Origin of the sequence: Granulicella aggregans (assembly GCF_025685565.1) — a bacterium.
GTDB classification, from domain to species: Bacteria; Acidobacteriota; Terriglobia; order Terriglobales; family Acidobacteriaceae; genus Edaphobacter; species Edaphobacter aggregans_B.
This window is the reverse complement of sequence record NZ_JAGSYE010000002.1, coordinates 1-24029: the sequence shown is the minus strand read 5'-3', so window position 1 is coordinate 24029 and position 24029 is coordinate 1. Positions and strand designations below refer to the sequence as shown.

At 59.4% G+C, this 24029-nt stretch carries 24 protein-coding genes; 14 read left to right on the top strand and 10 right to left on the bottom strand.

All coding sequences use genetic code 11. The features are described from left to right. Positions 1-3 precede the first annotated feature (3 nt). Positions 4-1308, bottom strand: coding sequence for a glutamyl-tRNA reductase (hemA, locus tag OHL18_RS09620; RefSeq protein WP_317890483.1), 1305 nt, complete (start codon positions 1306-1308; stop codon positions 4-6). Beyond that, a complete protein-coding gene (locus OHL18_RS09615; RefSeq protein ID WP_263374648.1) occupies positions 1305-2108 on the bottom strand; it encodes a cytochrome C assembly family protein in 804 nt (267 codons plus the stop codon). The genes hemA and OHL18_RS09615 overlap by 4 nt, the downstream gene beginning before the upstream one ends. A 146-nt stretch (positions 2109-2254) precedes the next feature. On the opposite strand from OHL18_RS09615, the gene OHL18_RS09610 reads away from it, so the two are divergent. The 4 genes from OHL18_RS09610 to OHL18_RS09595 all read left to right on the top strand — a co-directional run bounded on the left by OHL18_RS09610 (position 2255) and on the right by OHL18_RS09595 (position 6841). After that, entirely contained in the window at positions 2255-3205 is a 951-nt protein-coding gene (locus OHL18_RS09610; protein WP_263374647.1) for a diacylglycerol/lipid kinase family protein, read from the top strand. 45 nt (positions 3206-3250) lie between these two features. Further along, positions 3251-4258, top strand: coding sequence for a hydroxymethylbilane synthase (hemC, locus tag OHL18_RS09605; protein ID WP_263374646.1), 1008 nt, complete (start codon positions 3251-3253; stop codon positions 4256-4258). A gap of 70 nt (positions 4259-4328) precedes the next feature. After that, entirely contained in the window at positions 4329-5978 is a 1650-nt protein-coding gene (locus tag OHL18_RS09600; RefSeq protein ID WP_263374645.1) for a GH35 family beta-galactosidase, read from the top strand. Positions 5979-6052: 74 nt separating this feature from the next. After that, on the top strand, positions 6053-6841 hold the full coding sequence (locus OHL18_RS09595) for a uroporphyrinogen-III synthase (RefSeq protein ID WP_263375727.1): 789 nt from the start codon (positions 6053-6055) through the stop codon (positions 6839-6841). On the opposite strand, the gene nth is transcribed toward OHL18_RS09595, so the two are convergent. From nth to OHL18_RS09580, 3 genes are read right to left on the bottom strand one after another with little or no spacing between them, the layout of a single operon-like run. Then, the gene (gene nth, locus OHL18_RS09590) at positions 6838-7593 is read right to left on the bottom strand and encodes an endonuclease III (protein WP_263374644.1); all 756 of its coding nucleotides are present in this window, start codon (positions 7591-7593) and stop codon (positions 6838-6840) included. The two genes, OHL18_RS09595 and nth, sit on opposite strands and share 4 nt — an antisense overlap. A gap of 44 nt (positions 7594-7637) precedes the next feature. Then, positions 7638-8174, bottom strand: coding sequence for a hypothetical protein (locus OHL18_RS09585; RefSeq protein ID WP_263374643.1), 537 nt, complete (start codon positions 8172-8174; stop codon positions 7638-7640). 36 nt (positions 8175-8210) lie between these two features. Continuing rightward, positions 8211-9044, bottom strand: a complete 834-nt coding sequence (locus tag OHL18_RS09580) for a chlorite dismutase family protein (protein ID WP_263374642.1) — start codon at positions 9042-9044, stop codon at positions 8211-8213. A 93-nt stretch (positions 9045-9137) separates the two neighbouring features. On the opposite strand from OHL18_RS09580, the gene OHL18_RS09575 reads away from it, so the two are divergent. Both OHL18_RS09575 and OHL18_RS09570 read left to right on the top strand, forming a co-directional pair. Beyond that, on the top strand, positions 9138-9704 hold the full coding sequence (locus OHL18_RS09575) for a TlpA family protein disulfide reductase (RefSeq protein WP_263374641.1): 567 nt from the start codon (positions 9138-9140) through the stop codon (positions 9702-9704). A gap of 64 nt (positions 9705-9768) precedes the next feature. Then, the gene (locus OHL18_RS09570) at positions 9769-10395 is read left to right on the top strand and encodes a DedA family protein (RefSeq protein ID WP_263374640.1); all 627 of its coding nucleotides are present in this window, start codon (positions 9769-9771) and stop codon (positions 10393-10395) included. A 123-nt stretch (positions 10396-10518) separates the two neighbouring features. On the opposite strand, the gene OHL18_RS09565 is transcribed toward OHL18_RS09570, so the two are convergent. Next, on the bottom strand, positions 10519-11004 hold the full coding sequence (locus OHL18_RS09565; RefSeq protein ID WP_263374639.1) for a hypothetical protein: 486 nt from the start codon (positions 11002-11004) through the stop codon (positions 10519-10521). 264 nt (positions 11005-11268) lie between these two features. Between OHL18_RS09565 and OHL18_RS09560 the strand changes: the two genes are divergently transcribed. Next, positions 11269-12609 (top strand): inositol-3-phosphate synthase, encoded by a 1341-nt coding sequence (locus OHL18_RS09560; protein WP_263374638.1) that lies wholly within the window; start codon positions 11269-11271, stop codon positions 12607-12609. 108 nt (positions 12610-12717) lie between these two features. Next, a complete protein-coding gene (locus tag OHL18_RS09555; RefSeq protein WP_263374637.1) occupies positions 12718-13005 on the top strand; it encodes a pentapeptide repeat-containing protein in 288 nt (95 codons plus the stop codon). On the opposite strand, the gene OHL18_RS09550 is transcribed toward OHL18_RS09555, so the two are convergent. Continuing rightward, a complete protein-coding gene (locus tag OHL18_RS09550) occupies positions 13006-14196 on the bottom strand; it encodes a glycerophosphodiester phosphodiesterase family protein (protein WP_263374636.1) in 1191 nt (396 codons plus the stop codon). A 143-nt stretch (positions 14197-14339) separates the two neighbouring features. On the opposite strand from OHL18_RS09550, the gene OHL18_RS09545 reads away from it, so the two are divergent. Together OHL18_RS09545 and OHL18_RS09540 are read left to right on the top strand one after the other, a co-directional pair. After that, on the top strand, positions 14340-15371 hold the full coding sequence (locus OHL18_RS09545) for a CPBP family intramembrane glutamic endopeptidase (protein ID WP_263374635.1): 1032 nt from the start codon (positions 14340-14342) through the stop codon (positions 15369-15371). Positions 15372-15469: 98 nt separating this feature from the next. Continuing rightward, positions 15470-16612 (top strand): DUF2845 domain-containing protein, encoded by a 1143-nt coding sequence (locus tag OHL18_RS09540; RefSeq protein ID WP_263374634.1) that lies wholly within the window; start codon positions 15470-15472, stop codon positions 16610-16612. Here the strand turns inward: OHL18_RS09540 and OHL18_RS09535 are convergent. Further along, positions 16606-17787: an acyltransferase family protein gene (locus OHL18_RS09535; protein WP_263374633.1), complete on the bottom strand. Its 1182-nt coding sequence runs from the start codon at positions 17785-17787 to the stop codon at positions 16606-16608. The two genes, OHL18_RS09540 and OHL18_RS09535, sit on opposite strands and share 7 nt — an antisense overlap. A 262-nt stretch (positions 17788-18049) precedes the next feature. Between OHL18_RS09535 and OHL18_RS09530 the strand changes: the two genes are divergently transcribed. Beyond that, on the top strand, positions 18050-18229 hold the full coding sequence (locus tag OHL18_RS09530; RefSeq protein WP_184217206.1) for an Rcat domain-containing protein: 180 nt from the start codon (positions 18050-18052) through the stop codon (positions 18227-18229). 214 nt (positions 18230-18443) lie between these two features. Further along, positions 18444-19361, top strand: coding sequence for a dimethylarginine dimethylaminohydrolase family protein (locus tag OHL18_RS09525; protein ID WP_263374632.1), 918 nt, complete (start codon positions 18444-18446; stop codon positions 19359-19361). 178 nt (positions 19362-19539) lie between these two features. Here OHL18_RS09525 and pyrF read toward each other — a convergent pair whose 3' ends face one another. After that, positions 19540-20292, bottom strand: coding sequence for an orotidine-5'-phosphate decarboxylase (pyrF, locus tag OHL18_RS09520; RefSeq protein WP_263374631.1), 753 nt, complete (start codon positions 20290-20292; stop codon positions 19540-19542). Here pyrF and thiD point away from each other — a divergent pair. Then, entirely contained in the window at positions 20291-21145 is an 855-nt protein-coding gene (gene thiD, locus OHL18_RS09515; RefSeq protein ID WP_263374630.1) for a bifunctional hydroxymethylpyrimidine kinase/phosphomethylpyrimidine kinase, read from the top strand. The two genes, pyrF and thiD, sit on opposite strands and share 2 nt — an antisense overlap. Here the strand turns inward: thiD and OHL18_RS09510 are convergent. Further along, a complete protein-coding gene (locus OHL18_RS09510; RefSeq protein WP_263374629.1) occupies positions 21142-23172 on the bottom strand; it encodes a DUF1800 domain-containing protein in 2031 nt (676 codons plus the stop codon). The two genes, thiD and OHL18_RS09510, sit on opposite strands and share 4 nt — an antisense overlap. A 139-nt stretch (positions 23173-23311) precedes the next feature. On the opposite strand from OHL18_RS09510, the gene thiS reads away from it, so the two are divergent. After that, positions 23312-23533 carry a sulfur carrier protein ThiS gene (gene thiS, locus OHL18_RS09505; RefSeq protein ID WP_263374628.1) on the top strand — a complete coding sequence of 74 codons (222 nt, stop codon included), beginning with the start codon at positions 23312-23314 and terminating at the stop codon, positions 23531-23533. The last annotated feature ends 496 nt before the right edge of the window (positions 23534-24029 follow it).

Here is a 24029-nt window from a genome sequence, read left to right as displayed (position 1 = left end):
CCACTAATCTTCGTCCGTCTCTGTACTGGCGCGGCGGATGGCGACGATCTGCGGATGCAAAAGCTTGGCGGTCAGAGAGCGTGTCAGCGCCTCGACTGCGGCTTGCTGCTCGGGAGTGAGGCCGGCCAGACGCTTGGCTGACTTCGCAAGCTCCGCCGCTCGGACTGCTTCGGCGTTTTGCTGCAGGCTCAGGATAGCGGGGACGGCATCCAGGGACTGCACTCGTTGCTGGTAGCGATCGACCTCTCTCGCAACGATGGACTCGGCCGCCTCTGCCTCGCGCCCGCGATCCGCAAGGTTCGACTGCGCGACCTGCTGCAGGTCGTCGATATCGTAGACGAAACAGCCTTCGACCTGGTTCATAGCAGGGTCGACGTCGCGTGGTACAGCAATGTCGATAAAGAACATTGGCCGGTGGCGGCGGCGCTCGAGGAAGTGCTGACCATGCGAGCGGTTGAAGATCTTCTGATCGGAGCCGGTAGATGTGATGACGATGTCCGCCCGATCCGCATGGGAGTAGAGCTGGTCGAAGGGCAACACGGCGGTAGAGGCTGATGTGCCAAGGAACTCGACCGCAAGTGCCTCCGCGCGTTCCTGCGTGCGGTTGGCTACGAGGATATTTGACGCGCCCTGCTGGATGAGGTGCCGCGCTGCAAGCGAAGACATCTTCCCCGCGCCGACCAGGAGCACGGTCTTTCCCTGCAGCGTGCCGAAGATCTTCCGCGCAAGATCGACCGCAACGGAAGCGATCGAGACACTTGAGGATCCAATCTCAGTCTCGCTCCGCACCTTCTTGGCAACCGTAAACGCCCGTTGCAACAGCCCTTCGAGCGAAGAGCTCACAGCGCCCACCTGGCGGGCGACACCATATGACTCCTTCACCTGGCCCAGGATCTGCGGTTCGCCAACCACCATCGAGTCCAGCGAACTGGCGACGCGGAAGAGATGCCGGACAGCCTCGCGCTCGCGGTATTCGTACAGGTGCGGGGCAAGCAGAGCCGCAGGCACGGAAAAATATTCCTCAAGAAACCGCGGAAGATCGGGTGCGGACGGCAGCGATTCCTGACTGGTGAGCAACTCGATCCGATTGCAGGTCGAGAGGATCAATCCCTCGCGAACGCCGGGCTGATGAAGCAGGGATCGCGTGGCGTCGGCAAGCCGCGTCAGAGGAACCGACAGACGTTCGCGCACCTCAATCGGCGCGGTATTGTGATTGATGCCGAGCAGCACAAGAGAACGCGTCGCTGGCCTCTCAGCAGCGTCCACCGCCGTTCCTTTCGAATCCATGTTGTCCAATATCTGGCTCATGGGGCGGAGAACCTGTGGACGGCGGAGAACTGGTTCGCGGCCCAGACGGTAATGACGACAAGAAAGACGAAGCTCGACAGATAGACCGCCCGGCGGCCACGCAAACCGGAGTGCCGCCGGATGAAGATCATCGCGCAGTAGGCGACCCACATAGCGAAGGCGAGCAGGATCTTTGGGTCAAGAAAGTAGCTTGCGCCTACCGTCTGCTGGGCGACGAGAGAGCCGATGAGCAACCCGCCGGTCATGCACGGCAGGCCGAAGAGAAGGCTCTTCAGAGCTATCTGGTCTGTCGTTTCGAGCGGTGGAAGCCACGGTATGGTCGGGGCCTTGGACTTCAACCGGCGCTCCTGTATGAGATAGAGCAGGGAAGCGAGGAGGCTGACAAAGAGCGCCGCGTAAGCCGCAAGCAGCAAAGCAATATGCAAGAAGATCCAACCTGTGCGGAGCGGTAGCAGTTCCTCCTGCCCGGGCCGAAATGCCGCGAGGACGCTGAGCAGAAACGCTATCGGCAGAACAAAGATTCCCAGCGCAACGGTGCGGTATCGCAGATAGACGACCAGAAATCCAGCGACCAGCATCAGCGCCAGCAGGGACTGGAGTTCGTGCGTCTCCACCGGCCGACTATGGTGGGCAGCGTAGAGCATCTCGGCGAGCGAGACGAAGTGGAACAAGGCGGCCGCGATCGTCAGCGGGATCGCAACGTGGCGCCAGCGCGGCCGGTCGTAGAGCGCGGCGGGCAGCACCGCAAGCGCTGCAACGCCGTACAAGAGAACCGCGACTTTGAGCCAGAGAAGAGACATATCTTGATGATTCAATATCGGTTGACAGGGCGATACACGTTCCCGCGACACTCTGTCCCAAACTCTGAGTATATCGCGGTGCGCGGGCTGAAAGCGTTGACGGCAGCCCTCTAGCCCAGCTCTCGCCGACGTGTAAAGCTGATCGCATGAGCCGCGCCACATTCATTGTCAACCCCAGGGCAGGTTCACTACGCGATCTCGCGACCCTCCTCCCGGCGATGATTCGAGAGCTGGAGGGTCAGGGCACTATCGCCAACTGCATCGAGACGACCGGCCCCAACACAGCCGCCGCTCTGGCCGCAAAGGCTGTTCGCGAAGGCGCGGACACTCTCTTCGCGTGCGGCGGGGATGGCACCGTCCACGAGGTAATGCAGGGAGTGGTTGGAACCAACATAACCCTTGGCGTCGTTCCGATGGGAACCGCAAATGCGTTGGCCAGAAACCTCGGCCTATCGCCCGATCCGCTGCGGGCTATCTCGCAACTCGCCGGTGCTCCGGCCACAAGGATCCCGGTCGGCCGAGTCGAGTACTCCGCAGGGAATGGCGGATCAGAACTTCAGAGCAGATACTTTTCAGTACTGTCGGGCGCTGGACCCGACGGAGCGTTGGTCTACAGCCTTCTCGCCGGGAAACAGGCTTTGGGGCGCATGGCGTACTACGCGCATGCTGCCCGGCTTTTCATGACGCGCCGCTTTCCACCCTTTCGCATCTCCTACCGCTTGACCGGTTCCGATTGCTGGCAGGAGGACCGCGCGGTCAGCGCGATGTGCGCCCGCGTCGGAGACCTCGGCGGCCTCTTCAGCAAGCTCACGCAAGGGAGTTCGCTCCACTCGGCAAGCCTGCGGCTCTCTTATCTGCGGCCACCGGGGCGGATCTCGTTGCCCTCATGGTTCGTGTCAGGACAACTGGGAATCCACGGGAGGAACCCGTGGCTGCGAACCATCGACGCCGACGAGTTCCGCTGCGAACCGATCGGTCCGCACTCGAATGTGCATGCCCAGGTGGATGGAGAGTGGATCGGTCGACTTCCAATCTCCGTCCGGTTGGTCCCGGACGCCCTGTCGCTCTTGATCCCAACGGGCATTCCCTCTCGCTGAATTGATACGTCTCGCACCTCGCTCTCAAGTATTCTTAGAGAACAGATGACGAAAGACTTTCATAGCAAACGGCCGATCAGAATCGGCTCTCGTGGTTCGCAGCTTGCTCTCTGGCAGGCGAACCATGTCCTTTACGCCCTGCGCGATGCCGGCTACGCCGTTGAACTTGAAGTGATCCGCACGACGGGCGACCGAATGCAGCAGCCGGGGTTCGTTCTGCCGCCGGGCCTCGACGGCAAGGGCATCTTCATCAAGGAGATCGAGGAAGCGCTGGAATCGGGACGGATCGACCTCGCGGTGCACTCGCTCAAAGATCTTCCGACTACGATCGCCCCGCAGTTCACGCTGGTCGCCATCCCGAAACGCGCCGACGCTCGCGACGTCTGGGTATGCGAAGAGTTCTGGGGACTGCACACCCTACCTGAGGGCGGACGCATTGGAACCACAAGTCCTCGCCGCAAGGCTCAGTTGCTTGCTCTCCGGCCAGACGTAACCTTCGTTGAAGTTCGTGGAAACGTCGACACCCGCTTGAAAAAGCTGGCTTCGGGGCAATGCGATGCGCTGGTCCTAGCGGCAGCCGGCCTTGACCGCTTGAAGCGCGCAGAGTCGGTCCATTACCGCTTCTGCCCCGACGAACTCTGTCCCGCACCCGGCCAGGGAGCGCTGGCGATCGAGACTCGTGCCGAGGGCTTTCTCGCATCGGACACTCCTGACGAAAAGTGGGACGAGTTCGTGCGCGGGGCGGTCAAGTTCTTCAACCATCCTCAGACGCGCTTCTGTGTTGAGACAGAAAGATTCGCGCTCGACGCGATGGGCGGCGGATGCTCGCTTCCTGTGGGAATTCACGTAGCTCCCGTTTGCGACGCGCAGACCGGCGACTTCTACCGCATCTATGCCCAGGTGGTCGCACCCGACGGTGAGACCATGGTGCAGCTCGACCAGATCGAGCCGATGGTACGGCAGCCGAACGCAGAGGCATTAGGTAAAAGAATCGCAGACGATCTCAAGGCCAGAGGCGCACTCGATCTGCTTCTGGCAGAGACTGTGGCGTGACGGCCAAACTTCGATGCTGAAACGGTTTACCGCTGACAAATGTTTCCCCGCGCTGTCATAATGTTCGACCATGCGAAGTTTCCCGGTTGCCTTGGTCTCCTGTGCGTTTCTAGCCTCAACTCTATCGTTTGCCCAAACCCCGGCGATGCCCCACCTGGAGAAGCGCGGGACCACGACGCAGCTCATCGTCGACGGCAAACCGTACTTCATGCTGGCCGGCGAGCTGCACAACTCCAGCTCGTCCAGCCTGGAGTACATGAAGCCCATCTGGCCGCAGATGGCGGCGATGCACCTGAATACGGTCCTGACTCCTGTCTCCTGGGAGCTAGTCGAGCCTACCGAAGGTCACTATGATTTTGCGCTCGTCGACGGTCTGATCGCGCAGGCCCGCGAGCAGCATGAGCACATCGTCTTCCTATGGCTGGCGGCGTGGAAGAACGGCATGTCGGGATATCCGCCTGTGTGGGTCAAGCAGGACACGAAGCGCTTCCCGCGTGTGGTGATCAATGGGGCAGAGGTGAACATCCTCAGCACCTTCGCCCCTGCAACCCGCGACGCCGACTCCCGCGCCTTCGCCGCCCTGATGCAACACATCAAAGAGGTGGACGCCGAGCAGCACACCGTCCTGATGGTGCAGGTGGAGAACGAGGTGGGCATCCTTGGAGCGGCCCGCGACCACTCGGCCATCGCCGACAAGGAGTTCGCCGCGGAGGTACCAGCCGAGCTGATGAAGTACCTCGTGGCGCATCGCGAGACGCTCGATCCCGAGTTCCGTGCTCTATGGGAGGAGAACGGCAGCAAGTCTTCGGGGACATGGACGCAGATCTTCGGCGACGCCGACCGTGCCGAGGAGCTCTTCATGGCATGGCACTACGCGACTTACGTTCACGCAGTCGCCGCGAAGGGGAAAGAGGCATACGCCTTGCCGCTCTTCGTCAACACGTGGCTTGGCGGAGGGAGCAGCAAGCCGGGCAACTATCCCAGCGGCGGGCCGCAACCCCGCGTGACGGATGTGTGGAAGGCAGCGCGAAGCCTGCAGAAGGGCCCGTCCCTCGACATGTATACGCCCGACCTGTACGCGTCTGATTTCGCGGGATGGACAGCCAAATATCATCGCGATGGCAATCCGCTCTTTCTGCCGGAGACAAACGGCGGCGAACCCGGCGCGGAGAATATCTTCTACGCGACGGGCGAACACGCAGCCCTCGGGTTCTCCCCCTTCGCGATCGACTCTCTACCAGAGCGGGACAAGCCAGGAACAGAGGCGATGACGGCGAGCTATGCGGCAATCGCAGAGATCGTTCCCACCCTGCTTGAAGTGCAAGGCAGCGGACTCGACCAGCATGGCCACGCGAAGACCCACGGTTTCCTGCTGGATAAGTCGAACTCTTCCGTTGATTTCAAGATGGGCGAGTACATCGTTCACGTAAGCCTGGACGAGATCTTTGGTAACCACGCAGAGAAGGGCTTCGGGCTTCTGGTTCAGACGGGGCCAGAGGAGTTCCTGGGAGCGGGCAAAGGCTACAGGGTCTCGTTCACGCCTCTCGCGCAAGGCGACAAGCAAGTCGGCATCGCTTCGATTGACGAGGGGCACTTCGTCGACGGCGCATGGCTCGCAGGGCGGCGACTGAACGGCGACGAAAACGACCAGGGCAGCTACTTCCGCTTCGATCCGCGTGCACTACATATCGAGAAGGTGAAGCTCTATCGCTTCGAATAGCTCCCGGGCGAATCGCGCGGTTTGCTGTAAAGTGACACGGTGAGCAAGCGAATCGATACGAGCGGAGCACGGTCCTGAATCGGCCGCGGATACTCATCACGCGGACGCGCCACCAGGCCTCGGAGCTTGCTGCGGCGGTCGAGCGCATCGGTGCGGAGGCGGTTCTCGTGCCCATGATCGAGGTCGTTCCGCCGCGATCATTTGAGGAGTTGGACGCCGCGATTCGGCTGCTCGATCAACCGGATGACAAGCTGGATTGGGTCGTCTTCACCAGCGCGAATGCGGCACAAGCTCTTTCAACGCGAGCGCGCGAGCTCGGAGCGTTGCCGCGATTGAAGCGGATTGCAGTCATCGGTCCAGCGACCGGCAAAGCGGTCGCGGCGGCACGACTTGCGCCTGAGATCGAGCCTATGCTTGTGCCAACCGAGTACGTCGCCGAGTCTTTGGCTAATGCGTTGCTGGCGGAGTGCGGTAGCCAGCAGAGATTCCTGCTGGTTCGCGCCGAAGAGGCACGCGATGTGATTCCGACGGCCCTCGAAGCGGCGGGGCACTCCGTGACGATCGCTACCGCCTATCGCAATGTCACGCCCCCCGGCACGCTGCCTGCGCTTCAAGAGATCTTCGCAGACCGTGCCTGCTATCCGGATGTCATTACATTTACCAGCTCCTCCACGGCGAGAAATCTGGCGGCACTGCTTGCCTCGATCGATCTGAAGATTCCACACGGAATCGCCCTGGCTTCGATTGGGCCGATCACCTCAACTACTCTTCGTGAACTTGGATACGAGCCAACCTTCGAGGCGGATGAACCGACGATCGACTCGCTTGCGGCTGCAATATCGCGACATCTCAAGGAACCCTAGTGTGAACTCCACGTCTTGTCGGAGGCGTTGCAGAGATGCTCGAGCGAGCACTCCGAGCAGCGCGGCTTACGAGCAACGCAGATCTGCCTTCCGTGATGGATCAACTCGTGTGAGAACTGAATCCACCGGTCTTGCGGAATGACCTTCATCAGTTCCTGCTCGACCTTTTCGGGAGTGGTGTTCTTCGTCAGCTCCAGCCGCTTTGAGAGCCGCAGCACGTGTGTGTCTACGACAATGCCCACAGCAATTCCATAGAACGAGCCGAGCACGACGTTGCCCGTCTTGCGCGCAACTCCGGGCAGAGTCAGAATCTCTTCCATCGTCTGCGGCACCTGTCCCTTGAAGTCTTTCACAACGACCTCAGACGCGCCCTTAATCGACTTCGCCTTGTTGCGAAAGAAACCCGTCGTCCGAATCAACTCTTCAAGCTCGGGAAGGGAAGCGGCGGACATCGCTTTCGGTGTCGGAAAAGCCTTGAAGAGCGCGGGCGTGACGAGGTTCACGCGCACGTCGGTGCATTGCGCGGAGAGGATCGTGGCAATCGTAAGCTCCCACGCATTGCGATGATTCAACGCACAAACGACACCGGGATAGGTCTTCCTCAGTCCATCAAGAATTGCCGCGATGCGCTCCGGTGCGAGCGGCTTTTTGGTCTTCCCAGGGTTTGCCTTTGGAGCTACCGGTTCAGACTTGGCGATCGACTTTGCTTTCTTAGCAGGCACGCCCTCAATCGCGAGCTTTCGCGCCGCCAAGCTGAGCCTCTGCGGTGGAGTCAAACTTAGCTCTGCCGACTTCTTCACACCAACCCCACACTTACCGCTCGTTGAAGGAGCGATCGCGTTCGCTCATCTGCCAGTTGGCCGCCTTGACTTACCCATTGCGCCGCCTCTCGTCCTATGTAAGTCTTGAGCTCATTGTTCCAAGTCATCTGCTTCTTAGCCGCTCGGAAGATCTGCTCGGCCCATGCAACGAAGGCCTGACTTTTCGGAAGTAAGCAGTCTGCCGTGTTGTTCAAGGTGTCTGTTTGGTAGTAGAGACGTCCCTCACACAACCAATGCGAACCATAATCGCAGCCATCGAACTCAATCGCTTCCGAGCTAGGATCAACGAGCCAGTAATCCTGCTTCTCAATGAATCGCATCTCGGGTGCAGTGCTGTCGCGCGTGAGATAACAGCGCTCATAGCCGATTAAGCCGCCAAATTTCGAAGAGGAGCGCGAGAGGGTGCTGGATGTCACAGCAACCGGCAAAGATGACGTTGAACTCGCGAGAAATGAACGGCATTCCAGCTCATTCTTCAGTTTCTCTATCAGAGAGTCAACGTCGTCGGGCATAAGGTAAAACCGTATCTGCCTACCCATTCGCCATCGCTATCCCAGCCGGTTCAGCATCTCTGAAGCAGGCAGCCGGACGCAACTGAAGATCGGCGTGTCCTGGAGCGTATAGAGACTGATCTCCGTCTCGCGAAGCTGTTGCACCAGGTCAAGGAAGTCCTCAGGGAAGTTGGTCTCAAACGCCACCACAAACTCCTGATCGTCGATGCCGAACGAGTACGTAGTATTGAGCTTCACCCGCGGATACATCAAGCCGATACGAATGTGTTCGTCCATCAGTCGCTTCCGCTCAGCTGCAGACAAAAGGTACCAGGGCCGCGTCTTCCAGAAGGGGTAGATGAAGATGTACTTCTGCCCGCCGGGACGGATCGCGCCGCGTCCTTCGCCTTCGCTCTCATCCGGGCGGTCAATCTGGTACTGCGAGCGCTTGGTCATCGCAAGGAAGTTGTGCGGCGACGTAAGGTATCCGCCGAGCTCCGTGCCCATCAACTCGCTGCGCATCTGGTTCAACTCATCGACGGCATAGCCAATGGACCAGATGCACATATCCACATCGCCGCGGGTTCCAATGGTGGAGTAGGTCAGCGAGAGAAACTCACCCGGCTTGTTCCACTTGGAGATGACGGCGGCAAACTCCGCCTTCTGCGTGGCCTTGGTCTCCTTCGGAAGACGCCGCCACTCAGGCATCACCTTGTAAAAGCTGAAGCATACAATCTGTCGCTTCACGGGCGGCTTCGATGGATCATGGGGTGCCGCGCCATAGCTGCTCGCAGGACGGCCCGATGCTGCGGGCGGTGCCACTGCTGTGGCTGTACCAATCGGTGCTTCTACGGTTCCGGCTTCGACCGGAGCAATTACTGTCTCTGACATCTCTTGTCCCTCTGGCAAGATGATAAATCCTCACGCATCCGGGCGCAGGATGATAGATTGATGCAAATCGACGGTTAGGCGAGAGGCGATCCTGTGAAGAGAGTTGCTAATGGCGTCTTGAAGAAGCTGCTCACCTGCTGCATCTTGACGGTTCTTCTGCGAGGAACTTCCATGCCTGCGCAGAGCTGCTCCACCGAAAGCGACCCCGCAACTCGCACCAAGGTTGGCACACAGATGCCGGCGTTTACGGTGACCGACAGCGATGGGAAGACATTCTCGTTGAAGAGCCAGCGAGGTAAGGTCGTCGTTCTGAACTTCTGGGCGACTTGGTGCGGCCCATGCAAGTACGAGATCCCGCGTCTGGAAAAAGAAATCTGGCAGCGATACAAGTCAGATCCCAACTTCGTGATGATGGCCATCGCTCGCGAACAGACGGACAAAGAGATCGTGCCATTTCAAAAGAGCAGTCACTTCAGCTATCCCATCGCATCCGACCCGAAGCGTTCTACCTACGGCCTGTTTGCTGAGTCCGGCATTCCCCGCAGCTACGTTGTGGATGGAGATGGAAAGATTCTCTTCCAGACAGTGGGTTATTGCGAGGGCGACTTCGACCACATGAAGGCCGAGATCGAACAGGCCCTGCAGAAGCCGCACAAGTAGTTACGTCGACCAAAAACCTTTCCAGACACGATCCTGAAATCGCCATCCGATATACTTCTCGGCAATGTCAGAGAAAATTCTTGCACTCCTTGTCGCCTTCATCTCCACGGGCGGCTACGCCAGCGTCGCTCTGCTCATGGCCATCCAGTCGGCCTGCATTCCGATCCCGTCGGAAGTCATTATGCCGTTCGCGGGCTTTGTCCTGGCACACAATCAGCTACAACTGGTGCTCCTGGCGACAGTGGCCTCTCTGGCCTCGAATATCGGCTCGATCCCCGCATACTGGGTCGGCGCATGGGGTGGCCGGCCAATGGTCGAGCGCTTCGGCGGCTACGTCCTGCTCAGCCGCCACGACCTCGATCGCGTGGACTACTTCTTCAACAAGTACGGTTCGATCACGGTGCTGATTGGCCGCATGCTCCCGATCGTTCGGACGTTCATCGCTCTGCCCGCTGGCGTAGCCAAGATGAACCAGGTCCGCTTCCACATCTACACCTTCATCGGATCGTGGCCCTGGTGCTACGCTCTGGCCTACGTTGGCATGAAGCTGGGAGCGACATGGAACTCCAACCCAGAGTTCAAGGCCTTCTTCAACAAGTTCCACTTCGCCGTGGAAGTCGTTCTGGTTGCAGGAATCGTGTGGTTCGTCTGGACGCACTGGAAGAATCGCATCCGCGTCGAGGCTGCTTAGGCTACTGACAATCCCTACTTTTTCGGTGGTGGCGGCGGTGGTGGAGGTTTTGGCGGCGGAGGGAGCGGTCTTGGAAGCGGCGGGTAGCTGGCTCTTTTGTTAGCGTCGTTCAAGCGATCTTCCTCATGCAGCGAGTTGATGCTGGTGGTGCATCAGGATGTTCTCCTGGCATTTCAACATAAGACTTTTCTTGTCGGGCATCGCGGTACTGCTCTTGGAGATATCCGCTTCTTGATCGCGCAGCTTTGCGAGTTGCTCTGCGGCACGATCAATGTGAACGTTAGCCCAAAGGTCACCGTAACCCATGGCCAGCTTATTCCACCGGAGATGTAAATCTGCCGCGTCGATCGAACCGCGCTCGTTCTTCGCCACAAGTGACCAGAGGCTGATGCCCGCCGCGAGAAAGGCCATCGCCGGCTTGATCCAGCTGTATTGGGTCGGGACGGATGTAAGCAAAGAAACACCCGCTCCTGAAGAAAGCAACAAGCTGGCTAACGTTAGCAATCTCTGGGTACGGAGCAGCCTATGGCTTAGCTCCCCGAAATACGCTGCTCGAATTTCAGCGCCCAACAGGCCTTGCCAAATGAGCTCGATCTGATAGTCAAACATGACGCTTCACCTTACACGAGTGTAGCGCCATTTGCGACCGATGCGATCGTTTGCTCCTGCGACTATGAAGTTAGCGATAACGATCCATGTAGGAGCGTGAAGGGTCGCCTGCGCAGCAAAGGGGCAATCGACAGCCAAACGCCGGAGTTACCGGTAACGCCGCATCCCTATTGTTTGCAATGATTTGCAAGCAATTTCCTGCTGCTTGATACTTAGATTGTCCGTAACTCGGAACACTGAAGCAAAAGAAGGGTATCGCCAAGCATGTCAACACCCGGCGCCGCAACGCAAGACGCGGCCAGCATCAAGCCCGCAACTGGAAAACTCGGCATCATGATCCCCGGCATGGGAGCCGTCGCTACAACTCTTATCGCTGGTGTGGAAGCAGTACGGCGCGGCCTCGCCAAGCCGATCGGATCGACCACGCAGATGGGCACCATCCGGCTCGGCAAGCGCACCGATGGCCGCAGCCCGCTCATCAGGGACTTCGCCCCCATCGCCCAGCTTGACGACCTCGTCTTCACCGGCTGGGACATCTTCGGCGGCAACCTCTACGACGCAGCAAAGACCGCACAGGTCCTCGACCGCGACCAACTCGAATCCATCCGCCCCTATCTCGAATCCATCGAGCCGATGCCCGCCGTCTTCGACCAGCACTACGTCAAGCGCCTTACCGCAAAGAAGTCGAAGACCGGCAAGAACAAGTGCGACCTCGCCAACCAGATCCGCAATGATATTGCCGAGTTCAAGACGAAGACCGATCGCCAGGTCATGATCTGGTGCGGCTCCACCGAGATATTCCTCGAACCCACCGCGGTTCACCAGACTCTCGAGGCCTTCGAGAAGGGCCTCGTCGACGACGACCCCGGCATCACGCCGTCGATGATGTACGCCTGGGCCGCACTCAAAGAGGGTATACCCTTCGCCAACGGCGCACCCAACCTCACCGTCGACGTCCCGGCACTGGTTGAGCTTTCAAAGAAGATGAACGCGCCCATCTGCGGCAAGGACTTCAAGACCGGCCAGACCTTCATCAAGACCGTCCTCGCGCCCGCCTTCAAGACCCGCCTGCTCGGCATCTCCGGTTGGTACTCCACCAACATCCTTGGGAATCGTGACGGCGAGGTTCTCGACGATCCCGAGAGCTTCAAGACCAAGGAAGAGTCCAAATTGGGCGTGCTCGACTACATCCTCCAGCCGGAGCTTCATCCTGACCTCTACAAGGACATCTACCACAAGGTCCGCATCAACTATTACCCGCCCCGCGGCGATAACAAAGAGGGTTGGGATAACATCGACATCTTCGGCTGGCTCGGCTATCCGATGCAGCTCAAGGTCGACTTCCTCTGCCGCGACTCCATCCTTGCAGCTCCCCTGGCGCTCGATCTCTGCCTCTTCCTCGATCTCGCGGCCCGCACACCTTCGCTGCGCGGCCTCGGCATCCAGGAGTGGCTGAGCTTCTACTTCAAGGCCCCGCAGACCGCGCCCGGCATCTACCCGGAGCACGATCTCTTCATTCAACAGATGAAGCTGAAGAACACGCTTCGCCACATCATGGGCGAGGATCTCATCACTCACCTCGGCCTCGAGTACTACGGCGAGTAACTGGGACGCATCGCAAACGGGAAACGCCCACTCCAATGCGCGAGTGGGCGTTCCTGCTTCTGTTGAAGGTTTCATCGGCGCGGATTAGCATCTCTGCAAGAGGCACCCGTGCATCCTCCTGAGACCAGCAAACTCGCGCACTTGAGGCAGCGCATCGACGCGGTCGATGCCGACCTCTCCGACTCGAGCTTCCAGAACGTGAACTTCTCCGGAGCTCTGCTGGATGACGTCAACCTTGCAGGCGCGACGATCCGCAACGCCAACCTGCACAACGCAAAGATCTACGACGCCAATCTGAGCGGAGTCGCCATTGCTGACTGCAACCTGGCTGGCGCAACGATCAACGGCATCCCAATCGATGATCTTCTTGCCGCCTACAACGCAGCAAATAAGTAGCTACTTTGCAGGCTCCTGACGCAACGCGGCGGGCACGAACTCTGTCGAGAACGACTTCGAATCCTGGGTCAGGTAAAAGGTCTGGATAGCAGGGAACTGCTGCTCCACAAGAATCAGCGTCCGGAAGTCGAAGCTCTGTACATCCGACCGCGCCTCCATGTGGTTCCGCACGATCGCTCCGCAAAGCGTGTCCACAAACTCCTGCGGACTGACCGTATGGTTCTGCAGCATCTCCACGGGAATCTTCAGCTTCGGGTCCATCGGCGGAACGTAATCCGGCAGAATCTTCGTTTCGAGATTGAAGTGCACCCGTTCTCCAGCCTTCGCCCGTTCGGCGGCATGCGGAGTCGCCTTGCCCGCGCCGTTGCGGTAGTAGTCCGTGTAGAAAGCCGTGAAGCGGAAGAGCTGTTCTGCATAGGTCGGTACGTAAGGACTGATGAGGTGCTCCTGCGCGGCGAAGGCGACCGCAACCGGAGAGAGGGCAAGATCGTTCTTCTGGTCCGGAAACTGGTTTGGCGCATTCTTCAACTTGTCGCAGATCAGCGTAGCCTGCGCATCGTGGCTCGATATATCGCGAAGATAGATCCGGTTCTCCATCGTGTACGGCGAGTCGTCCGCTTTACGGCAGGACTGCGGGTTGAAGAACTGGTCGTGCCAGATCATGGAAACGCGGTCGGTCGTAACCCCGGTGTCGGTCTCGATGGTGTCGATCAGGTTGTCGAGGCCAGATTCAAACGCAGGCAGCGTATTCTCCGGTCTCAGACCACGGCCACCGCGATGGCCGGAAACGTTGAAGTCCTTCAGCTTCGCGGCCATCTGCGGTGAGGACGCACGCTCCTCCGCGATGACCTTCTGCAGCAAATCGGGACGGTCAGAGATCAGCCCATCAACACCGGTACGAATTACGGCCCGCATCTTCTCGGGATCGTTCGTCGTCCACGGAACGACCTTAATCCCCAGCTTCTGGAGCGCCGCAACTGGCACCGACCCATCAATCACGGTCGAGTCCAACGGCGAGAGCGCCGGGATAGTCGAATCGTGGCTAGCCTTGGCGTGCGCGGCCGCACTCTTCATAAGCTGCTGGTACGGGTTCTCACTTTGCACGGGCTGCTGAGCGACGGTCACAGTTGGAGCGAGGGCAACAAGCAAAGCGGCGGAGCTCCGCAGGGCGAACAAGTCTTTAGAGAACATCGATCGATCGTCAGGGATTCTGGTTACAGTGCGATGAACGAACCGCCCGGTCCTAGTCCGGTTGAACTGGAAAGGCATAAACTTAGAGGTGTCGGGAACGGTCTGCCCCAACAGGAACGCCTCGATAGACGCAGGAGATGAATTTGCCGTTGCCGCAGAACGAGATCCGAACTGAATCGAAACATCACCGATCCATTCAATTGGCTGTGGTCGCCGCCTCGCTGCTCTGGTTTGCTGCGGCAGACCAACTCGCGACCCAGGCCGCCCGTGGAATCACGGTACGCCTGAACCTAAGCGACGGCTATCAACTCCTTCAATCCCTCTTCCTGCTCTTCCTGCTCGTCGCGGGCACGATGTTTCTACAGTCGATCTTCTCTGCTGGAACCCCGATCCGCCAACTGATTGGGTTGCCGCGTCGCCCATCGTCACGCAAAGAGTGGGCGACCGGAGCTGCGATCGGCTGGGGCATCGTGCTGGTGGCCGTGCTCCCGCAGACACTCTTCGGGGCCATGTACGTCCGCCTTTGGATCGCCCCGCGTTCGATCTACCTACTGGCTCTGAACCTCGCCACCGTCACCGTTCTGGCTCTCGCGTCTGAGATCGGGTTCCGCGGCTTCGCCTTTCGCCGCCTCATCGACGCCATCGGTCCGGCATGGGCGACGGTCGTCATCTCCTTGCTCTTCGGGATCGTCGGCAGCTTCAGCCGTGAGTCAACTCTTCTAGCAGTCATCGCCTGGACGCTCTTCGGAGTCGCCCTTTGCCTCGCCTGGCTGCGAACCCACGGCCTCTGGCTGGGCTGGGGAATTCACTTTGCCTGGATCGCGAGTCTGGGCATTCTGTTTGGCCTGCCGGTCAATGGCATCGATAATCTAGCCTCTTTCGTGGAGACTCGCGCGATCGGCCGCCCGTGGCTGACCGGCGGATTCTTCGGAATCGAGGCCGCCCCATGGACCCTCATCCCGCTTGGCGCAGCCATCGTTGCGGTTGTTCTCGTTAGCAGCGATTGGGCATGGGACTACACCCGGAAGCCGCTGATCCCCGCCGGGTATGCAATGGATGTTCCTCCGCCTGCCGCCCACACCGAGATGGAGCGGTCGATTCCTCCAGCCCCTCCGGCTCTGGTGCAGATTCTGCCCACGACTCCGCAGTCTAGATCGGTCGAGCCGGACCGCTAGTTCCGGCGCCGCTGAAAGCGCAGTGTCGAAATTGAACCTTCCGGTCGCTACGCCTTCGCAATTGACTTGTCAAACCTCCTGGATGAGCGGAGAATCACTTGCATCTGAGGTGCAACATGGTGAACTCCGCGTCCAGATGGGCCCCTTTATTTCTGATCGCCGCGTCGTCGACCGCCGCCATCTCGCAGAACGGTGAACCGGCGAAGCCGAAGCCGGATGTCTTCGTGGTCGGCGAACATAGCGCCACCGCCGGAATATCGACCGATTTCACCCCCACCCATATGCAGCTACCCGACGGTCGCCTCTCAGAGCGCGGACGCCGCGAGCTGATCCGCGACCTCGAGTCAGAGCAGGGCTTCGCCCACCGCGTGCTTCCCATGGGGCCGGGCCTGACCCTCGAAGCGAACGGCGAACTCACGCCCGGGCCTGCCGAGTACAAGAAGATGATCTACGAGAAGGGCGCCTCCGCAAACGTCGGAGACAGGGTTGTGGTGACGGCCCTGACCTTCAAGCCCGACCGGATCGTGATCGACGTCAACGGCGGCCCCTACGCCAAGCATCGCTTTCTCAGCCACGTCTCCTTCGGCGATGCACCGGTCGTGCGCCGGGGTGACGACCCGACGGGGAGTCGCGTCACCCTCGTCTTCAAGGACGGAGTGCCCGAGATCTCCGCGCCTGAGGTGAAGGCTCTCCTCGCGCCTGTGATCGACTTCGGTGCTAAGACCTCCACCGACGCCTACGCTGATAGCCTACCCGCCCCAGTCAAAGAATCTATCTCCGCACACGAGGTCCTGGTCGGGATGGACCGCAAGATGGTTCTCGCCTCTGTAGGCGCACCCGAAAGCAAAGTCCGCGAACACGCCGACGACGCTCCGGAGGGCGTTCACTACGAGGAATGGATCTACGGCCATGTCCCGCAGACCGTCCGCTTCGTGCGCTTCAAAGGCGATCGCGTCGTGCTGGTCAAGGTTGCCGCGTTAGGCAAGCCGATCGAGGTTCACGACCAGAACGAGATGGGCGAGTTCGCTCCTGAGCCCGACAAGCGAGACATCGCTCTCGGCGATGGAATCGACCCGAATCACCCGGTAGCTCCGCCGACTCTTCGCCAGGCAGGTGAGAAGGACGATACGGCGCCGGTGAGCAACGCCCATCGCGTCCAGTATCCTCCGCCGTCGAAGACCGGTTCCGCTCCTGACCCAACGCAGCAGCCGGCATCTCCCCCGGCACCACCGACTCAGTGAGTGGTGTCTACCGTTGCAAGCTGCTCTTTCCGCCCCAGCACCCAGTCCGTGAAACGGTCTTTGTGCTTCAGGATCGGCGACTCATAGAACTTCCAGGACGCGGCAGAGAACGCCACCGACAGAATGGCGGTTGTTACGGAAACGATCCAGTAGCGGGCCTCCTGGTTTACTCCCCCTGCGACTCGCGTCACACCCGCCCGGACTAGGAAGTACATGGGAAGGTGGATCAGATACAGCATGTAGCTGATCGAACCGAGATAGACCATCGGCTTTAACCGTAGAAACCAGCTGACAGGGTTCGACGATCCCGCATGAAGGATCAGCCAACCCACGGCTCCCGCGAATGCGAACTCGGCGAACGTCATGCTCACAAGTTCCCGATGCACGATCACAAGCAGCAGATAGACAGCGCCCGAGAGCGCTGAAGCGAATCCGAAGAGAAGATCATTTCGCTGCTGCGTTTGAGGATCGAGGCTTCTGCGGTGCTCAATCCAAAGGGCCAGCAGCGCACCCGCAATCAGTATGTCGCTCGAGCGCAGGATCATCGAAGGCGGGCTGATGATCCACCGGAGCAGAAATCCCCCAACGCACATCGCAACTCCCACCGCGACGATCCATGTTCGGTTGAGCAACAGGACCACGGGTGCCCACAGAACGTAGAACCACTCTTCTACCGAAAGCGACCAGGTCGGCCCCAGGGCACCTGTGATCGGCAGGATCGGGTAATCCGGTTCGACAAACTTGTTGAAGGTGATGGCAAATGGATTCGGGATCAGGCTTGGGTGATGAATCACCGCTACGAGCCGATGCAGATCGCTCCCAATATTCAGGAAGCTTCGCAGGAAGAGGATCTGTCCGAAGAACTTCTGCGGCTCAATCGGATCGTGTGCGAAAAGGGCGATCCCGTAGACGATTACCAGCAGCAGAATATAAGGCGGCATGATCCGGATGAACCGGCGCGCGTAGAAGACCTTGTAGGGATGCTCCGCGTGCTTGAGCTCCAGCAGGATGGTGGTGATCAGGAAGCCGGAGAGGACGAAGAAGATATCCACTCCCAAACCGCCGTAGTGCGCTGGAATCTGGCCGAACCAGTTCGAGAAGGGAGCGAAGTGGCAGGCGATCACGCCTGCAACCGCTACCGTCCGCACCCCGTCCAGTTCAACAATTCGCTTCAACGGCAATCTCCTCGAACGGTCGTATGGCAAGGCTGCGTATAGAGAAAGGATACATGAGGCCCAAGGCGGCCTCCCGCCTCTACGCCGTCACGGGATCATGTTCATGCAATGGCAAAGCCCCTGATCGCGCTCCTTCATGTAGACTTATCGAAGGGCGTCAAACACTCGTCCGACCCTCCGATGCCTTGCCCGAACCGGCAGCCATGGTTGGAGTCGTGCTTTCCGTGGACAGCCTAGAGATCAGCATCAGGAGATTACGACAATGTCGAAGATTGCCAAGACCGGCGACCGCAAGAAAGTCATGGATACCAACAAGAGCACCGATTGCCCCAAGTGCTCCAAGCCCACCCGCATCGTGAAGCGCGTAAAAGACCGCGAGCGCGGCATCCCCGGCGGAGTGTACATCTCCTGCTCGGCGTGCGAGTTCTTCGAAAAGCTCTAAACCAGGGTATCGATCTCATACTCGTTTCATAAGCAAAATAAGCTCCGGCAACGGGGCTTTTTGCGTCGACTCGAATAATCGGCAGTCGCCCTCCCAGCCGTAAGTTACCTCTTCTGATTCAATCCCATAGAGGTACCGTTAATTTTGCTTGAAGCACTTGACGAAGCTGTGTGGACAGGGGGAGACTCAAGCACTGAAAGCAGGACCTCTTGTCATGAAAAGCAGTACCGGTTTGCAGTTGGATACAGTGAGCAGCACGACAACCTCCCGAAACACCCCACCTCCCCCCCAATTCGATACCCCGACCTTCCTGATGTGCGCCCCACAGTGGTATGATGTCGACTACGTCATCAACCCATGGATGGCGGGCAATCTTCACCGCTTAAACCGCGATCTCGCCTTCGCCCAGTGGCGCGAGTTGCATCGCCAGCTGCAGATGATCGCTGATGTACGGTTGATTCCCGCCGTACAGGGATCGCCTGACATGGTCTTCGTCGGCCACACCGCCGTGGTTCAGCACGGCGTCGCTGCCGTCTCGAGCTTCGCTCACCCCGAGCGCCGCGTCGAAGAGCAACCGGTGCGGCGCTGGCTGCACGATCACGGCTTTCTCCTCTGGGAGACGCCTCGCGAGACCGCCTTCGAGGGCGAAGGCGATGCCATCTTCGACTTCAACGGCAAGCTCCTGTGGGCGGCGCACGGCGTTCGCACCTGTCTCCAGTGCCACCGCCATCTGGCGCAAGCCTGGCATCTCCCGGTCGTCTCGCTGCACCTCGTCGATCCGCGCTTCTACCACCTAGACACCTGCTTCGCTCCGCTCTCCGGCGGCCATCTGCTGTACTTCCCGGATGCCTTCGACGCAGCCTCACGCGCGGCGATTGAAGCCAGCTACCCTGCGGAAAAGCGAATCGCTGTCTCCGAGGACGAAGCCACCGCGTTTGCGTGCAACGTCATTAACGTCGGTGAGACCATCCTGATGCACAAGGTCTCGCCCGACCTCTCCCGCCGGCTGGCCCGTCTTGGATTCGACGTCGTTCAGCTCGACCTGAGCGAGTTTCTCAAGGGAGGCGGCTCCGCCAAATCGCTTGCGCTCCGGCTTAGCGATATTCAACTGCAGACGGAGATCGCGAATTAGGGGATAGATCGTCCGCGCAAGCCTCTTCATATCCGAAGAGGCCGTCATTCTGACCCTTGAGCGTAGCGAAGGGGAAGAATCCCCGCATTCTGTGTCCTGCCTACAGAGCTTTCCGGCAGCACGAGCAAAATGTGGGGATTCTTCGGCTGCGCCTCAGAATGATCGCAATATGTCGCTACTAGCTGGCAGCTTCAATCTCAGCCAAAATCGACGCCGCTGCCTGCGCCGGATCTGCCGCCTGCGTGATCGGCCGGCCCACAACCAGCATCGATGCTCCATCGCGAATGGCCGAGCCAGGAGTCGAAATCCTCCGCTGGTCGCCAATGGGAGCGCCAGCCGGACGAATCCCGGGCACCACCAGCAGATTGCCGACATCAAGCTTGCCGCGCAGGACTTCCACCTCTTCCGGCGAGCAGACCATCCCGGCAACGCCACACTTCTGCGCCAGCAGTGCCAGCCGGATAGCCTGGTCGCGTGGACTCGACGCTACACCCGTCCCGTTCAGATCGGCTGCGTCCATGCTCGTCAGGACCGTGACCGCTAAGAGTCTCGGCGATCCCGATGCCTGCGCCGCTTCAACCGCAGCAAGCATCATCCGCTCGCCACCAGACGCGTGAAGCGTAAGCAGAGAGGCTCCGGTTGCAGTGACCGATCGAACCGCGCCAGCAACCGTATTCGGAATATCGTGCAGCTTCAGGTCTAGGAAGACTTCAAAACCCTTTTCGCGGAGGTCGTGGATCAGCCCGCTCCCAGCGGCGTAGAAGAGCTCCATCCCCACCTTGAACCATCGGCAGCGCCCTTCAAGCCGGTCGACGAAGGCAAGCGCGGCAGTGGCAGAAGGGAAGTCCAGAGCCACTGCGAGGCGGTCTCTCGCATCCAGTCGACCTTCAACGACAGCCTGGCCCAGCCTGTGAGGCGATGCGATTTCCATGCCTCCAAGTGTAACGAATACTATCGGAGAGGTGCAGACCCTCCTCACGATCGCTGGCTTCGATCCATCATCAGGTGCCGGTGTAACAGCAGACCTGATGGTCTTCGCGGCGCATGGTCTATTCGGCACCTCCTGCATCACGGCTTTGACCGTTCAATCGACTTTGGGCGTTCGGGCCGTTTACCCCGTCGAAGGCGAAGTCCTGGCAGAGAGCCTGGCGTGCCTCGACGACGACCTGCCACCTGCCGGCATCAAGATCGGCATGCTGGGATCCAGCGCAGCGGTCGCAGCGGTCTGTGACTATCTTGAACGTCTCCGCAGTCGCGGCTCAACCATCCCGGTTGTGCTCGACCCTGTGCTTCGATCTTCCTCAGGCCGAGAGCTGCTCGAACCCGCAGGAGTCAACCTCATGCGAAGAAAGCTACTCCCGCTGGTGGACTGGGTCACGCCCAACCACGCCGAGCTGGGTGGGCTGACAGGGAACTCAGATCTGGCCTCACAAAACCAGGTCGTCCGAGCTGCCGAAGCTCTGCAAAGGGAACTGGCGCTCCTGGGAGGCAGACCAATTCACATACTTGCGACCGGAGGAGATCAGATTCCTCCCAACGATCTTCTGGTCACTGCCGCAGGCGAGCAGCACTGGATCGCGGGAGAGCACATCGAGACGAGATCGACCCACGGAACGGGCTGCGCACTCTCAAGCGCGCTGCTCAGCAGACTGGTTCTCGGGGACGATACGGCAACAGCAGCACAAAATGCCAAAAACTACGTAGCCGAAGCCTTGCGATCCGCAGTCCCCATCGGTCAAGGCCGAGGGCCTATGAACCACCTCTGGCCGATCCGATCAGCCTAGCGTCTCTGGAACTCCGGCGAACCGAACAACAGTCCCGCCGCCAGCGAAGCCTGAGTATCTGTCGGCAATGGAACTGCACCGCGCAAGCCCGGAGTGCCCAAAGCAAGGGGATCCCGCTTCCGGTCAACCACCGCCACCTGCTTCAGGCTCGCTTGCTGCTGTTCAGGGTCAGAGGTCACCTGCGCAAGTATGGCGCCGCGCGTGCGCTCGCTCGCAGCCATGTGGATAAGGTTCGCTTCGAGCTTCGATTCCTTCTCTTCCGGACCGAGCTCCGCCCCCGACTTCCCGCCCTCCGAAGCATCCAGAAGCTTGCTCCAGTCCACCTTCACCCCAACAACCCGATTCGACGAGAGAGCCAGAGCGAAGTTCAGCCGGGCGATCAGCGAGGCCGAACTGTTCCACGGATCTGCCTTCATGGAGTAGCCATTCGGAGTCTGCATCCCGTATACCGGCATCCCGAGATCGGCGATGACATTGGAGATGGCACCCGCGCTCTCCACCTCCGCCCCCGAAGCGCGAATCGCCGAGATCACGAAGTCCTGTGGCGTCTTTACCTTGGCGCGATAGGTTGCCGTGGTGAAGAACTCCGGAGAGTTCACCATCGCGAGCAAGATCTTGCGGATGTCGCCATGGGACGAAAGAAATGTCTTCGTCATCCGATCGACAAGCGCCTGGGGAGGGTCGTCCGACACGAACCGGACGGCGAGTTTCATGGAGATGAAGCGAGCCGTCTGCGGGCTTGTCGCCAGCAGGTGCAAGACCTCGACGCCTTCCTTCTCCCCGTTCTCTTTGATCTTCACGCCAAGCACCATCTTCGATCCGGGCTCGTGCTTGGTCTCGTCGAACTCCGCCCGCGAGGAAACTCCGCCCTTCTCAGGCGACCCAACCGTCCATCCGGTGAACACCTTCGCCACCTCGGTCACGTCCTTCTGGGTGTAGCCGCCGTTCACGCCGAGCGTGTGCAACTCCATAAGTTCACGGGCGTAGTTCTCATTGAGACCCGTCTGTTTTTTAGGCTGCCCAGGCCGCATTCCGGCTCGCATCGCGAACAAGGACTTGGGTCCGACGCTTTGCGCGTTGTCGAGGTAGTTCAGCATCGCCGGACTTCCAGCCGTCGCAACCAGCAGGCTCTCAAAACTCCCAAGCGCGTGCGGTCGAATCACATCACGCTCGTAACTCTCAATATAATAAGGAGCATCCTGCGATTTCTTCATGTAAACATTGAAGTGATTTAGCCAGAAGTCAACCATTACTTCATCTAGCTGCCGCTCGCTGTAGATGTCGCGAAGGAGTTTGGTCTGCACATCTTCGGCTCCCACAAGTCCTACGGGAGATTCAAAGGCAGCCAGCGCCTCGAACTGCTGCGGCGTAAATCCCTCAACCAGGCGGATTCGATCTGCAGGTTGGGCAGAGCGACGCAGCTCGGTGAGCTGCTGGGGCGTGAACTTGCAAAGCGCACCGAAACGGCTCTCTGGGGTCATCGCGATCAGCGTCGCGGCATCCTGGGGAAGCGACAGAGGCTGATCGTCAGCCATCCGGCCTTGCTCGCCCTCACCGGCCTTGTTCTTCAACTTGTCTTTGTAGCGCTCGATGGAGTTTCTGTAGATCGCGTTCGCTATCTGACCGCCAGGGCGATCCATTCTGCCATTCATCTCTTTCCGGATTGCCTGCCGATTGGGGTAGAGCGCCATCAACTGCGGAAGGGGGAGCTGCATCGCAGGAAAGCGCGCCAGCCGTCGATCCAGATCACTGTCATCGATCGTCTGAGGAGCCAGTTGGCGGTTAAACCAGGCCTGCAAGCCCATCGCGCGCAACTTTTCCATGTCGCCCGGCCGTGGTCCATAGGTAAACCGGTTCAGGACAAGCAACAACTTCTCGTCGGAACTAAGTTGAGCGACCTTTGCCGGCTTCGCCAAAGGGGCTGTTGCGCTGGATTGCCCATAGCTGCCGTTTGGGGCAATCAAGAGAGGGATGAGGAGCCCGGCAATGAGCGAATAGGCCTTTGATCCGATTGCGTGTAGAGACATGGGACCTCCGCGGCAGGCTACGAAAATTTGAACCCAGATCGGCAAGAGAAGTTCCGAACCCTAAGCTGGGTAGTGTTCCACCGAGTTGTACTGTCGACCATCAACATACCGCATGGCTAACTGATACTCTCAAAATCGTATGGCACTAGAAATTGTCCTCAACGGCCAGGTTCGCGTCTTCGCGGAGCTGGAGAGTCGTTCCACTGTCACAAAGCTTATCGAAGCGCTCCGGCTCAAGGACGATCGCGTTGCGATTGAGCTCAACGGCTCCATTGCGCCCAGAGCGAGCTGGGCGGAGACCGAAGTCAGCAATTCTGACCGCGTAGAACTCGTTCATTTTGTGGGCGGTGGGGCCAGGTAGTTCAACCGTCAGGCGAATTCTTGCGAAGCTTCAAAACCTACAGTCATGCCGCAATCAGCGATCTTTTCGATAGAGCAGATCTTTCATCGCTGCACGCCGGGCTTCGTTCGCCTCAGCGTTGGCTTTGCGTTCGTCCGCATCCATGCTTTGCTTGCCACCTGAGTCCTGCGACTCTGGCTCACTGCAGCTAGGGCACCGGTTTGCGAAGCCAGGCTTATTGGGCTTCAACTCAAACTCCTCAGAACAGACCACGCAGACTTTTACAGGGAACGCCATACACCTTTAGGATACGCCAAAGATCGAGCGAGGAGACAGCTTACGGCCAGGCGATAGTGCGCTCCCTTCGGTGTGACAATTGTTGTAGCTCATTAGAAATGACAGGGTGGCTAGCCCATTAGAAATGTCAGTATAGGCCTATCTGTTGAAGTACTTGTTGAATAATCCTTCGTCGTCGTGCGGTGCGTAATGTGGGAATCGACGTTCTTTGTCGATTTCC